Below are 14,034 nucleotides of genomic sequence, written 5' to 3'. Positions count from 1 at the left end.
GGGAGGAGAATTATGGGCGATTTTAAACAAGGCATTTTACCGCATTGGGATTATATGTGGAAAGATAGAGCCGGAAATAGATGTATGGGAATGGTTATGTATCCAGAGAAACGAAAATGTTCAACAAAAATGCTTCAGAAAATAAAAAGGGCGTATGAGCAAGCGGCAGAAATTAAAGTAACTGTACAAGTTCAACAGACATATGAGTACGTAGAAGGAATGATCGTATACTTTGATGAAGAAGCTCCTGTATGTACAATGCTTGATAAAGATGAGAATCCGCATCACATATTTGTAAAAGATATTTTGCGTATTGAGCACTCTGAATAAACTTTTCATACATAAATTGAAACGCCATAATAATAATCTTTTTCTATAATAGTTATCTTTTAGTATGTAACGAGCAACGAAAGTATATGTATAATATTTAATAAAGTAAAATTGATAAATGTAATCGTTTGTTAGAACAGATTATCGTTTCATGTCTGTTCTTTTTTGCGTGATGCTGGAGAAATATATTCCTCCAGCATTTGCCGTTTTATGACAAAATATATTGTTAACTTTTTTTAAAATGAGGTTAAATTCGTTGACAACTTTTTTGAAAAGCACTTTATTGACATGAGTTTTAGAATGTTGTTTCATAGTCATTGTATTGAAAAAAATCGGCGGTCTTGTCGAAAAGTAAAAGTTAAAAAAAGAAAGAATTTATACATATATCTTGTGTCTTATTTTGAAACGTAATACAATATATAGAGAAATCAAGAAATGACATACAAAGAGTATAGATTGGAGAGGGAGGGTCGGAAATGTTAGTTGCATATGATTCTATGACAGGAAACGTGAAGCGTTTCATTCACAAATTAAATATGCCGGCCGTTCAAATTGGTGAAGATCTAGTAATAGATGAAGACTTTATTCTTATTACGTATACAACAGGTTTTGGCAATGTACCAGAACGTGTTTTAGAATTTTTAGAGCGCAATAATGACAAATTAAAAGGCGTATCTGCAAGCGGCAATCGTAACTGGGGAGACATGTTCGGTGCAAGTGCTGACAAAATTTCTGCTAAATATGAAGTGCCTATTGTATCAAAATTTGAGTTATCAGGAACAAATAACGATGTAGAATATTTTAAGGAAAGGGTGCGGGAGATTGCGACACATTGAACTGAATAATGAAATCACGCAAATGCAGGACGGTTTTTATCAGCTTCATAAAGATAAAGAGGCATTAGAAGTCTTTATGGAAGAAGCTAGAGAGAATACCGTTCCTTTTAATAGCGTGGCAGAGCGAATGGAGTATATGAAAGAACATGATTACTATTACAATGTTCTGGACGAGTATAGCTTGGAGGAAGTAGAAGGAGTATATAACATCGCTTATGGTGAAAACTTCGAATTCCAATCTTATATGGCAGCATCTAAGTTCTACAAAGATTATGCGTTAAAAACGAATGATCAAAAACAATACTTAGAAAGCTATGAAGATCGTGTAGCAATTGTGTCATTATACTTAGGACGCGGTGATGTTGCGAAGGCAAAACAATTCGCAAGCATGATTGTAAAACAAAACTACCAACCAGCGACACCAACCTTTTTAAATGCGGGAAGAAGCAGAAGAGGAGAAATGGTGTCTTGTTTCTTGTTAGAGATGGACGATAGCTTAAATTCAATCGGCTTTAACATTAATACTGCAATGCAATTATCAAAAATTGGCGGGGGAGTAGCTTTAAACTTATCTAAGCTACGTGCGCGTGGTGAGCAAATTAAAGGGATTGATAACGCTGCAAGTGGTGTAGTACCTGTTATGAAATTGCTTGAAGATTCGTTTTCATATGCGAATCAACTTGGCCAACGAAAAGGTGCTGGTGCAGTATACTTAAACATCTTCCATTGGGATATTATCGAATTCCTTGATACAAAGAAAATAAATGCCGACGAGAAGAGCCGTATTCAGTCTCTATCAATCGGAATTATCGTTCCAAGTAAGTTCTTTGAGCTTGCTGAGAAAAACGAACCTTTCCATGTTTTCGCGCCTTATACGGTGTTTAAAGAATATGGCAAGCATTTAGATGATATTGATATTGATGAAATGTACGATGAATTAATGAGCAATCCGAAAGTGAAGAAGAAGCCGCTAGATATTAGTGCACGTGATATGCTTATTAAAATCGCAATGATTCAGCTTGAGTCTGGTTACCCATACTTAATGTTTAAATCAAATGCAAATAACCAGCATCCACTGAAGGATATTGGAACTGTGAAGATGTCGAACTTGTGTTAAATATGTAGCACCTTCTAGTAGAAATGCTAGTCGAAAACTCCGTTAAACGGGGAAAGCCTCAAGTTTGAGGTAACCTACCGTGCTAAATCTTATCTTAGAATGAGCATAGAAAAGTTCAGAATGTATCTTATTATTTTGTATAGCAGAGTGATCAGACAACATAAAGTAATAAGAGACTTTCTGAAAGATTAAGATAAGTAAAAGCCTAACGACTATCCCTTATGGGAGTAGAGCGCAAGCGATTGGCGTTCGAAAAGCGGAGCACCTAATCAGGTAATGCTGTAGGTGATGATATAGTCTGTCCTGTATGGTGACATACAGCAGTTGCATGAGCAACGGACTGAGGAGTAGCGAACTCGGTTGAACATTCGAGACAGAAATCTTCCAGCTACAAGAAACTTCTGAAATAAATGATTACGGTACAGATGACATTATCCGCCGCGATATTAACTGTAACTTAGGATCACTAAATATCGTAAATGTAATGGAAAATAAAGAAATTCGTGAAGCAGTTCATGCAGGAATGGAAGCTTTAACAGCTGTTTCTGATATGACAATCATTCCGAATGCACCAACTGTGAAAAAAGCAAATGATGAGCTTCATTCAGTTGGACTTGGAGCAATGAACTTACATGGATATTTAGCAAAAAATAAAATTGGTTATGAAAGTGCAGAAGCGAAAGAGTTCGCTCGTACATTCTTTATGATGTTAAATTACTACTCTATTGAGAAAAGTATGGAAATCGCTAAAGAAAAAGGCGAAACATTTAAAGACTTCGATAAGTCTGATTATGCGAACGGCACATACTTTGAGAAGTATGAAACGACAGATTACAGCCCAGTAACTGAAAAAGTTCAGCAACTATTTGAAGGAATTCATATTCCAACAAAAGAAGATTGGACAAGTTTAAAAGAGCAAGTGCAGAAGAATGGATTATATAATTCATACCGTCTTGCTATCGCTCCAACACAATCTATCAGTTACGTTCAAAATGCAACTTCAAGCGTAATGCCGATCGTAAGTCAAATCGAATCAAGAACGTATGCGAATGCGACAACATATTACCCAATGCCGTATTTATCAAAAGATACGTTCTGGTACTATAAATCTTCTTACGATATGAATCAGTTTAAATTAATTGATTTAATTGCAGAAATTCAAGAGCATATTGACCAAGGAATTAGTACAATTCTTTACGTTAATAGTGATATTTCAACACGTGAGTTAGCACGTTACTACATCTATGCACATAAAAAAGGCTTAAAGAGTCTGTATTATACGAGAACACGTAAATTAAGCGTGGAAGAGTGCGTAGCTTGTACTGTTTAATATAAAAAAGTGAGACATTATGAGCAGGGTTTTCTGAACCCTGCTCATGCTTAGTTATCAATTTTTCATGTTTATTTAGAGAAGGGGCGATTGAATGCGTGCGGTAAACTGGAACAAAAAGGAAGATGATTTTAGTTTAATGTTTTGGAAGCAAAACATCGCTCAGTTTTGGACAGAAGAAGAAATCGCGGTGTCTTCTGACAAAAATACTTGGGCACAATTATCAAAAGAAGAGCAAATTGCTTATAAGCGTGTATTAGGTGGTTTAACACTTTTAGATACGAAACAAGGTGGCGAAGGGATGCCACTTGTACTTGTTCATCTTGAAAATTTACAAGCAAAAAGTGTATTAGCTTTCATGGGAGCTATGGAAGAAGTACATGCGAAGAGTTACAGTCATATTTTTACAACGTTAGCTACGGAAGAAGAAATTGATGATATTTTTGAATGGGTAGACAATCATCCATTACTTGAGAAAAAGGCTGGTATTATTACTCGTTACTATCGTCGTTTATTAAAGCCTCAAGTAACGAAAAAAGAGTTATACATGGCAATGGTAGCAAGTGTGTTCTTAGAAAGTTACTTATTCTATAGTGGATTCTTCTATCCACTTTACTTAGCAGGTCAAGGTAAATTGACGGCAAGTGGTGAAATTATTAACCTAATCATTCGTGATGAGTCCATTCACGGCGTATTCGTCGGTATTTTAGCACAACAACTTTTCGCAGAGCTTTCTGCAGAAGATCAACAAGAAGTGCAAAAAGAAACGCAAGAGTTATTAATGGAACTATATGAAATTGAAATGGCATACACAGAAGAAATTTACACTTCTATCGGTCTTGTAGATGATGTAAATCGTTTCGTTCGCTACAATGCGAATAAAGGACTTATGAATTTAGGACTTGAGCCGAAGTTTGAAGAAGAAGAAATTAACCCAATCGTTTTAAATGGTCTACGTACAGATACGAAAAACCATGATTTCTTCTCTGTAAAAGGAAATGGTTACGTAAAAGCAACGAACGTTGAAAAGTTATCTGACGATGACTTCGCATTCAATTTTTAATATCGTGTCATAGAAAAAGCTGTCTTTATAGAAAAGACAGCTTTTTTCTATGGATAGTTTACATAATGTTATTATTTCATGGAAATATTCCTATCTCATAAAAACCAAATTTGTAAGGGAGTGAAAATAAAAAACACGAATTAAAGTTTTATTTTTTATATTTAGCAGTATGAGAGATTGAATAACTTATGTCAAAATGAATAAAAAATGAGAAGAAGTGAGGCCTCATTCCACCTATATGTTTTCTTTCGAATTGAATTTTTTAATTACATACATTTTGGCTCGAAAATTGCATGATATTTAAAAACAAAAGGGAACTGTAATAGTTGGTGTGATGTATACAGCTATTTGAAAGCGTTTCCTTTTCGCTGTCGATTTTCAAATGAAAATGAGATAGAGAAAGTAGGGGGAATGATAGGTGGGAAAAGTAGTTGGTTTAAAACGTTCGTTAGGGCTTTGGTCAATTGTTATGCTAGGGGTCGGGTATATGACACCGATGGTTGGATTTGATACGTTTGGAATCGTTTCGGAAAAAACAGGTGGGCATGTTCCAGGAGCTTATTTGATTGCATTAGCAGGGATGTTGTTTACCGCTGCAAGCTACGGCAAAATGGTAAAGGTTTTTCCTACCGCAGGATCAGCTTATACGTATACACAGAAAACAATTAGTACAAGACTTGGGTTTCTTGTTGGATGGTCCGCATTATTGGATTATTTGTTTCTGCCGATGGTGAACGCACTATTAACGAGAATTTATTTGTCAGCATTTTTTCCAAGTGTTCCTAATTGGATATGGGTCATTGGTTTTATTCTACTGATTACACTTATAAATGTTATTAGCGTAAATGTTACTGCTAACTTCAATACGTTTTTAGTAATATTTCAAGTGCTAGTAATGGCCGTGTTTGTTTTTCTAGTTATAAAAGGTTTATTAGCGGGAGAGGGAACAGGAGAAGTTTTTTCCATTCAGCCGTTTTTTCAATCAGATATACAAATATCACCGTTAGTTGCAGGTGCAACAATTCTTTGTTTTTCATTTTTAGGTTTTGATGCAGTAACTACATTTTCGGAAGAGACACCAAACGCGAGGAAGACAATACCTCGGGCTATTTTTCTTACTGCTTTAATCGGTGGAGTTTTATTCATTACAACTACGTATTTTACACAATCTTTCTTTCCAGATACATCTGTATTTAAAGATAAAGAATCAGCGTCTCCAGAAATTGCGCTATATGTTGGTGGAAAACTATTTCAAGCTTTCTTTTTAGTAGGAACGCTTATGGGGACACTCGCGTCTGGTTTAGCTTCTCATACAAGTGTGTCTAGATTATTGTACGTAATGGGTCGAGATAATGTCATTCCGAAAAAAATATTCGGATACATTCATCCTCGTTGGCGAACGCCAGTATATAACATTATTATTGTAGGAGTTATTTCACTCTCTGCGATATTCATTGATTTAGAAACGGCAGCATCACTTATTAATTTTGGAGCGCTTATTGCATTTACATTTGTTAATTTATCTGTAATTTCCTACTATGTAATTAAGAAAAAAAGATATAAAACGATAAAAGACTGTTTAAATTTTTTAGTGATGCCTATTTTAGGTGCTGGTACTGTAGCAGTACTATGGTTTAATCTCAATGTTCATTCACTTATTCTCGGTATTTGCTGGGCTGCTATTGGAATGGGATATCTTTTATATATTACAAATATGTTCCGCTTAGCTCCTCCGCAAATGCATTTTGAAGAAGTGCAGGAAATGTAAAAAGCAAAAGACATCGGATAAATCCCGATGTCTTTTGCTTTTTATATTTAATAATCATGCAGTATTGCATAAGTCATTCAAAGCATCATAAGTAGGAGGGTGACACAATATGATTACCGTAGCATTTTCACTTGGCACGATTATTGCTTTGTATAATTAGTAAAAATAAAAAGCGAGGTGTTATCGTGCCGATTCAGTCAGAAAAACATACAGGTGAGGTTGAAAATCCTTTAGAGGAATTTCAAGCTATATTAAAAGAGGCGCTTCATTTTTTACATTATCCAGACGAAGTATTTGAATTTCTGAAAAAACCAATGCGTTTTTTAGAAGTAAGTATTCCTGTTCGTATGGATGATGGAACAACAAAGGTATTTCAAGGGTATCGTGCTCAGCATAATGACGCAGCTGGGCCAACGAAAGGTGGTATTAGATTCCATCCAGATGTTACGGCAGAAGAAGTAAAAGCACTTGCTGGCTGGATGAGCTTGAAATGTGGAGTGACAGGACTGCCATATGGAGGCGCAAAGGGCGGGATTATTTGTAATCCACAGGAGATGAGTTTTAGAGAATTAGAGTTATTGAGTCGTGGGTATGTAAGGGCAGTAAGTCAAATTGTGGGACCGACGAAAGATATTCCGGCTCCTGATATGTACACAAATGCGCAAATTATGGCTTGGATGCTAGATGAATATGACCATATTAGGGAGTTTGACTCTCCAGGCTTTATAACCGGGAAGCCATTAATGCTAGGAGGATCACAAGGACGGGAAACAGCAACTTCTAAAGGTGTATTGTATACGCTTCAGTTAGTAAGTGAGTTAAAACAAATTCCACTACAAAATATGAGAGTTATTATTCAAGGATTTGGGAATGTTGGAGGGTATTTGGCGAAATATTTATATGATATTGGTGTGAAAGTAGTTGGGGTATCAGATGCTATAGGAGGAATTTATAATCCAGACGGCTTAGATGTTCCTTATTTATTAGAAAACAGAGATTCTTTCGGTGTAGTATCGAATCTCTTTAGTAAAACAATTTCTAATCAGGAGTTGTTAGAAAAAGAATGTGATGTACTCATTCCAGCGGCAATTGGGGGAGTCATTACGAAACATAATGCAGGAAAGCTTGGATGTAAGATTATCATTGAGGCTGCAAATGGTCCAACAACAAAAGAGGCGATAACGATGTTAGAAGAAAAGGGAGTTTTGGTTGTTCCAGATATTTTAGCAAACTCGGGTGGTGTTATTGTTTCTTATTTTGAATGGTGTCAAAATAATCAAGGATATTATTGGACAGAGCGATATGTTGATCAATGTTTAAAGGAGAAAATTACATCTAGTTTTTCTAACGTACTTGACACTTCAAAACACTTTGGAGTAAATATGAAAATTGCTGCTTATATTGAAGGAGTTCGTAAGATTGTAGAAGCATCGCGCCTAAGAGGTTGGTTGCATTTTTAACCTAAAGGAGGGCTCAAATGAAACTGGATATTTTATTAGAAGAAGTGGAGAGACAACCAATCGGTTATTATTGTGTTTTGTCGAAAAGTCATCGTTACGATATAGCTGTTACGTATTCACAACAGTTTCTTGGAAAAGCAATGGTTACCTCTATTCAAAATGGGAGAATGATTTTATTAAGTCAAGAAGATATTGTAGAGGAACAATATTGGGCACCGAGGTTAGGAATTGAGATTGAAGACATAGAAGAGTTTCAAAGCTTTTTTTATATGATTCTTCAGTCACAAAGGTTAGAAGAGCAATATTAATAGAATAAAAGAAGGGGATGATTGATTATGTACTATGATATTATTACGAGTCCATGCTATGGAACAATTGAAAAAGTTTCTATTGTTAAGGATTCTCGAGTTTATGAATGGGAGCCATTATTTTCGATTAAAGATATGAATGGTAAACTGGAAGTAATTAAGATGGGATGTAGCGGAGAAGTTCACTCTTTAGAAGTAGAGGCAGGAGATAAAGTAATTCCAGGTATGGTATTAGCTTATATTCAAGAAGACCTTTTCGTTAGTGGTAGTGATTAATGATAGAACAATGAGGAAGATGGAGGTGCTCATCTTCCTTTTTTTATTAAGTAAAGGAAAGAATGTTTTTGTTTTCAGATTAATTAAAAAAATCTGCATTTAATGATACAATACAAATTAAGTAGCCCAAAGGAGGAATAGCAGAATGTTTTCCATTGCTCGTAATAAAATTAGACCTATTGTTTCTCTACCTATCGATCAATCCGAAAAGGAATGGAATATAGACGTTGAAAATATAAAAGAACCTTTTCTATTTTTAAAAAGGGGAGAGAAATTATTTGCATACGTTCATGTCAAGGATCTGCTATCAAACAGTAAGGACTTACATTCCAAGGCATTGCTTGCAAATGCAGTTTCGCTAGATACAATATGTTATCTTAGTAAAAATATTTCTTTAACAGCTCTGTTTCAAATTATTGGAGCGCCGATTGCGATAGTGAAAAATGAAATGGATGAGTTAATAGGATATATAAGAAGAGAAGATGTTTTTGCAGAACTATTTAAACAAGAAAATCAGAGTGTTGATATATTAAAAATTATTTTAACGTCTATTCCAATGGGGATTTTTGTAGTGGATCGTGAAAAGAAAATTGTAAATTGCAATGAATCTGGTTTGAAGATGATTAAATCTACACCTGAAAGAGTAATGAATGTACCAGCAGAACAAATTTTTAACGAAGGACATATTAATAACGTATTTGCAACGGGAAAGACAATTTTGAATCAATTACAAATCACAAATGAGATGGGTGTATTAGTTGACTACAGTCCCATTCCAAACTTTGATGGAAATATTGAAGGAATGGTTATTATCGTACAAGATTTGCCGATGGTTGAGGACATGGCAATGGAAATTGAATATATAAAGGATTTAAACAAAGATTTGCATGCAATTTTGTCTAGTATTTATGATGAAATATTAGTTGTTAATCATAAAGGGGAATTAATTCGTTACAGTGAAACCGTTATTAATGATTTTTGGGGGAGTAATTTGAAGGATCTTTTAGGTAAAAACCTTTTAGACTTAGAACAGAAAGGGTTATTTAGTCCATCTGTTACGCGATTAGTATTGGAGCAACAAAAAAAGGTATCAGTTGTACAAGAAACAAAAAGTGGAAGAAAAATATTGGCAGTTGGAAATCCTGTATTTGATGAAAACGGAGAGCTTCATCGTATTATTATTGCTTCAAGAGATATTACAGAAGCTACGAGATTAAAGACGGAATTACATGAAATAAAGAGAATATCAGAGCAATATAAGAAGGAATTAGATGATTTTAAAAATAAAGATCGTTTTCTTAAGAAACTTATTTACTGTAGTCCGAAAATGGAGCAAATTATAAACCAAGCTAAAAAAATAGCAGATTTCTCTTCCAATGTTCTTATCTCCGGAGAATCGGGCGTCGGGAAGGAAGTAATTGCTCAAGCAATTCATCAACTTGGAAAGCGATCTGCAAAGCCATTTTTAAAATTAAATTGTGGTGCAATTCCAGAAACTTTGTTAGAAAGTGAACTATTTGGTTATACGAAAGGTGCTTTTACAGGAGCAGATAAAAATGGAAAAGAAGGATATTTCAAGCGAGCTGATCAAGGTATTTTATTTTTAGATGAAATTGGAGAAATGCCTCTACATTTGCAGGTGAAATTGCTTAGGGTCCTGCAGGAACAAGAAGTAATTCCTATTGGAAGTACAATACCTACGAAAATAAATGTACAAATTATTGCCGCTACAAATAAAAGTCTGGAAAAGATGGTAGAGGCAGGAACGTTCCGTGAAGATTTATTTTATCGCTTAAATGTAATTCCATTGCAAGTGCCTCCTCTACGAGAACGAATGGAAGATGTCCCAGTACTCGCTTTTCATTTTTTACAACAGTTAAATGAAAAATATAATAAAAACTATCATTTAACTCCGGATGCACTTAACTTACTAGAGTTTTATTCATGGCCAGGAAATGTACGTGAATTACAAAATATGATTGAACGTTTAGTAGTATCAGCAGACGATCCAGTAATTGAAGCTGAGTTTGTTAGTAAGTTTTTAACCCCCGGTTATGACTTTAAAAAATCAAAACCAGTTATTACGAGAGTATTACCGTTACAAGAAGCACTACATTCTGTAGAAGAACAATTGATTTTACTTGCAATGAAGCAGTATAAAACAACGACTAAGGCAGCAAAAGCTCTTGGCATTAGCCAATCTTCAGTGAGTCGAAAATATCAAAGGATTGTCAGTGAAAAAGGAATGCCAACTGATATAATCTCGTATTCCTAAAAAAGGAGAAGGTCACATAGACCTCTCCTTTTTTGTTAGTTTAGCGAGTTTTCCACTATTCGTGGGTGGCAAGTACTATCATCTCACATTTCAGCAAAATGAAAGATGGTAATGGTACTGATATACGTTTTGTTTTATGCGAAATGGAATAGTGTATGCAACAACGCATATTTCTTTTTTATTACACGTAAGAATATAGTTAGTTTTTATAGGATTCCTTTGTGTTTTAAATGTTGGCATGAAACTTGCTTATAAATATATAAACGATCAATAAAGGAGGATTCAATATAGTGCTAGATTTAAAAATGTATGTAAACGGTGAATGGAGAGAGTCTAGTAATCAAGAAAAAAGAACAATAATTAACCCTGCGAATGGCAAGGGTATAGCATATGCACCTGAGGGAACAATTGAGGATACAAAATACGCGATCGAAGTGGCAAGAGCGACTTTCGATAGTGGAATTTGGTCAGAAACATCCACTGCTGAAAGGGCGTCATATTTATTTAAAATAGCAGATGAAATTGATAAAAATATGGAAGAGTTAGTGTATCTTGAAACAATGGATAATGGAAAAACATACCGTGAGGCAGAAGGAGATATTGGAGATGCAGCGGCTTGTTTTCGCTATTATGCTGGATTGATTACAAAGCCAGATGGGCAAACATATCATGTAGCCGATCCAATGCAAGCAATGGTTGTAAGAGAGCCAGTTGGTGTTTGTGGATTAATTGTTCCATGGAATTATCCGCTATTGATGAGTGTATGGAAAATTGCACCTGCTTTAGCAGCTGGAAATACAATTGTGTTTAAACCTTCTGAAGTGACACCAATTACTGCGACAAAGCTATTTGAAATCCTTGAAAAAGTAGGGCTACCAAAAGGTGTTGCTAATATGGTAATGGGGGCCGGCCCAATAGTAGGAAATGAAATTGCAGCGAGTAGTAAGGTGGATATGATTTCCTTTACAGGTGGAACAAAAACAGGTAAGCACATTATGAGAACGGCAGCAGATAATATGAAAAAGATTTCGCTAGAACTTGGAGGCAAATCACCGAATATTATTTTTGCAGATGCAGATTTTGAAACAGCTATTGATTATGCACTATTTGGTATTTATGCAGGTAGCGGACAAGTATGTTCAGCAGGATCGAGAATCCTTGTTGAAGAAAGCGTTTACGATAAATTTATTAATAGTTTTGTGGAGCGAGCGCAGCAAATTAACGTTGGGCCTGGTGATAATCCTGAATCAGAAATGGGACCACTTGTAAGTCAAGAACATATGGAAAAAGTATTACGCTACATTGAAATTGGGAAAGACGAAGGCGCAGACATCGCTTGTGGAGGTAAGCGAATACTGACTGGTGGAAAAAGTGAAGGTTTCTTTATTGAACCAACGGTCTTTGTCAATGTAAAACCCGATATGCGCATTGTACAGGAAGAAATTTTCGGTCCTGTTGTAGTAATTCAAAAGTTTAAAAATGAACAGGAAGCAATTGAGTTAGCAAATGGTACAGATTATGGCTTAGCTGGAGGGGTATTTACAGTTGATGGTGCGAAATCAATGCGTGTAATTCGCAAGCTTCGCGCAGGAATTACGTGGATTAACAGCTATCATCCAACATACAATGAGGCACCTTGGGGTGGATATAAGCAAAGTGGTATAGGTCGTAGTCTAGGAACGTTTGGTTTAGAGGAATTTCAAGAAATTAAGCAGATTAATATAAATCTAGAAGTAGAACCTATTGGTTGGTTTGCAAATAAAAAGAATATAGGAGTGAAATAAATGGGAACGAACGTGGAAAATAAATTGAATGAACAAGATGTAAAAGGTTCAAATGTAAATGAGTATATTACGAAAGTACTACAGTTAATTGAAAAAGAAAAAGTTTCTGAAGAAGAAGCAAACTGGATTCAAAAAGAAACAGTAGATGGATTTAGAGAGCATGTGAATCCTGGTTTTCTAGCATATAGAAAAACAGTAACAAAGGATGGACAATTTGCGGCAGTAGAATGGTCTGATGAAGGATCTTGTTTTATGGATATTAATGGTAAAAAATATATTGACTGTTTAGGTGGATTCGGAATTTACAATGTTGGTCACCGTAATCCGAAAGTAGTAAAAGCTGTGACAGATCAACTAAAGCGTCAAGCATTACACAGTCAAGATTTACTAGATCCACTTCGAGCGATTCTTGCAAAGATTTTAGCGGATATTACACCTGGTGATTTGAAATATGCCTTCTTCACAAATAGTGGAACTGAAAGTGTAGAGGCAGCATTAAAACTAGCAAAAATGTATAGTGAACGAACAACTTTCATTTCTACAACTCGTGCTTTCCATGGTAAGAGCCTTGGTGCTTTATCTGGGACGGCAAAAGGAATGTTCCGCAAGCCATTTTTACCATTAATTCCGGGTTTCCGTCATGTCCCATTTGGCGATATTGATATGATGAGAAAAACATTTGAGACATGCGCATTAGTGGGAGAAGATGTTGCAGCAGTTATTTTAGAACCAATTCAAGGAGAGGGCGGTATTATTTTACCTCCAGAAAATTATTTGAAACAAGTACGAGAGCTTTGTGATGAGTTTGGATCACTCCTTATTTTCGATGAAGTACAAACTGGAATGGGACGTACAGGGAAAATGTTTGCAGCGGAATTATATGATGTTGTGCCGGATATTATTTGTCTGGCGAAGGCATTTGGTGGAGGCGTCATGCCAGCAGGAGCTATCGTTGCGAAAGAAAAAGTATTCCAAAGTTGGTTTGAAAATCCATTTATGCATACAACAACATTTGGAGGGAATCCGCTGGCATGTGCGGCTGCAATTGCAACAATCCATGTATTATTGGAAGAGAAATTACCAGAACGTGCTGCTGAAGTTGGGGCGTATTTCTTAAATGGATTGAAACAAGCAGCAGAAGGGCACGAGGATAAAATCTTTGAAATTCGTGGTCAAGGTTTAATGATTGGTATTGAATTCCATAAAGACGAGATTGGTTACGAAGTGTCAAAGGCAATGTTTGATCAAGGTATTCTCGTTGCTGGAACGTTAATTAACTCAAAAACAATTCGTATCGAACCATCTCTTACAATTAGTTATGAAGAGGTAGATACAGTTATTAATACGTTTAAATCTGTACTAGCGCAAGTAAAAGGAAAGTAATTTTTGTATAAAATTATATACGGATTCAAACTAGTAAAACTATCATATTTTTTACTGTACTAGTTTTGATTGCAAGGAGGCAGTGTAACGAAAGTTGCACTGCC

At 35.5% G+C, this 14,034-nt stretch carries 11 protein-coding genes and 1 pseudogene; all 12 read left to right on the top strand.

Going from position 1 to position 14,034, the window contains the following annotated elements; all coding sequences use genetic code 11:
• The first annotated feature begins 12 nt into the window (after positions 1 to 12).
• The 12 genes and pseudogenes from A6J74_RS10105 (at position 13) to A6J74_RS10045 (ending at position 13,930) form a co-directional block, all read left to right on the top strand.
• Positions 13 to 330, top strand: a complete 318-nt coding sequence (locus A6J74_RS10105) for a hypothetical protein (protein WP_000502193.1) — start codon at positions 13 to 15, stop codon at positions 328 to 330.
• Positions 331 to 806: 476 nt separating this feature from the next.
• Positions 807 to 1,166 (top strand): class Ib ribonucleoside-diphosphate reductase assembly flavoprotein NrdI, encoded by a 360-nt coding sequence (nrdI, locus tag A6J74_RS10095; protein WP_000959449.1) that lies wholly within the window; start codon positions 807 to 809, stop codon positions 1,164 to 1,166.
• A pseudogene (locus tag A6J74_RS10090) lies at positions 1,153 to 2,280 on the top strand (ribonucleotide reductase N-terminal alpha domain-containing protein); the annotation flags it as partial. The gene nrdI and the pseudogene A6J74_RS10090, both read left to right, overlap by 14 nt.
• Before the next feature lie 436 nt (positions 2,281 to 2,716).
• Positions 2,717 to 3,613: a ribonucleotide reductase large subunit gene (locus tag A6J74_RS10085; RefSeq protein WP_370115420.1), complete on the top strand. Its 897-nt coding sequence runs from the start codon at positions 2,717 to 2,719 to the stop codon at positions 3,611 to 3,613.
• Between the two features lie 94 nt (positions 3,614 to 3,707).
• Positions 3,708 to 4,676, top strand: a complete 969-nt coding sequence (gene nrdF / locus A6J74_RS10080; protein WP_001203010.1) for a class 1b ribonucleoside-diphosphate reductase subunit beta — start codon at positions 3,708 to 3,710, stop codon at positions 4,674 to 4,676.
• 418 nt (positions 4,677 to 5,094) lie between these two features.
• Positions 5,095 to 6,444 carry an APC family permease gene (locus A6J74_RS10075; RefSeq protein WP_000521249.1) on the top strand — a complete coding sequence of 450 codons (1,350 nt, stop codon included), beginning with the start codon at positions 5,095 to 5,097 and terminating at the stop codon, positions 6,442 to 6,444.
• A 185-nt stretch (positions 6,445 to 6,629) separates the two neighbouring features.
• Complete coding sequence (locus A6J74_RS10070) at positions 6,630 to 7,904, top strand: Glu/Leu/Phe/Val family dehydrogenase (RefSeq protein ID WP_002105498.1); 1,275 nt, start codon at positions 6,630 to 6,632, stop codon at positions 7,902 to 7,904.
• 17 nt (positions 7,905 to 7,921) lie between these two features.
• A complete protein-coding gene (locus A6J74_RS10065; protein ID WP_000762558.1) occupies positions 7,922 to 8,212 on the top strand; it encodes an SAV0927 family protein in 291 nt (96 codons plus the stop codon).
• 27 nt (positions 8,213 to 8,239) lie between these two features.
• Positions 8,240 to 8,488 carry a biotin/lipoyl attachment domain-containing protein gene (locus tag A6J74_RS10060; protein WP_000291046.1) on the top strand — a complete coding sequence of 83 codons (249 nt, stop codon included), beginning with the start codon at positions 8,240 to 8,242 and terminating at the stop codon, positions 8,486 to 8,488.
• A 145-nt stretch (positions 8,489 to 8,633) separates the two neighbouring features.
• A complete protein-coding gene (locus tag A6J74_RS10055; RefSeq protein WP_000491359.1) occupies positions 8,634 to 10,763 on the top strand; it encodes a sigma 54-interacting transcriptional regulator in 2,130 nt (709 codons plus the stop codon).
• 290 nt (positions 10,764 to 11,053) lie between these two features.
• Entirely contained in the window at positions 11,054 to 12,547 is a 1,494-nt protein-coding gene (locus A6J74_RS10050) for an aldehyde dehydrogenase family protein (protein ID WP_000886183.1), read from the top strand.
• The gene (locus A6J74_RS10045) at positions 12,548 to 13,930 is read left to right on the top strand and encodes a putrescine aminotransferase (RefSeq protein WP_000537092.1); all 1,383 of its coding nucleotides are present in this window, start codon (positions 12,548 to 12,550) and stop codon (positions 13,928 to 13,930) included.
• The last annotated feature ends 104 nt before the right edge of the window (positions 13,931 to 14,034 follow it).

Source organism: Bacillus sp. FDAARGOS_235 (genome assembly GCF_002073415.2).
In the GTDB taxonomy this organism is placed as follows: Bacteria; Bacillota; Bacilli; order Bacillales; family Bacillaceae_G; genus Bacillus_A; species Bacillus_A toyonensis.
The sequence above is the reverse complement of the archived record's forward strand: the minus strand, read 5'-3'. Positions and strand labels throughout refer to the sequence as shown.

Coding starts and splice junctions, on each gene's coding strand:
- A6J74_RS10105 (WP_000502193.1), top strand. CDS start 13: ATGGGCGATTTTAAACAAGGCATTTTACCGCATTGGGATTATATGTGG.
- A6J74_RS10060 (WP_000291046.1), top strand. CDS start 8,240: ATGTACTATGATATTATTACGAGTCCATGCTATGGAACAATTGAAAAA.
- A6J74_RS10055 (WP_000491359.1), top strand. CDS start 8,634: ATGTTTTCCATTGCTCGTAATAAAATTAGACCTATTGTTTCTCTACCT.
- A6J74_RS10065 (WP_000762558.1), top strand. CDS start 7,922: ATGAAACTGGATATTTTATTAGAAGAAGTGGAGAGACAACCAATCGGT.
- nrdI (WP_000959449.1), top strand. CDS start 807: ATGTTAGTTGCATATGATTCTATGACAGGAAACGTGAAGCGTTTCATT.
- nrdF (WP_001203010.1), top strand. CDS start 3,708: ATGCGTGCGGTAAACTGGAACAAAAAGGAAGATGATTTTAGTTTAATG.
- A6J74_RS10045 (WP_000537092.1), top strand. CDS start 12,548: ATGGGAACGAACGTGGAAAATAAATTGAATGAACAAGATGTAAAAGGT.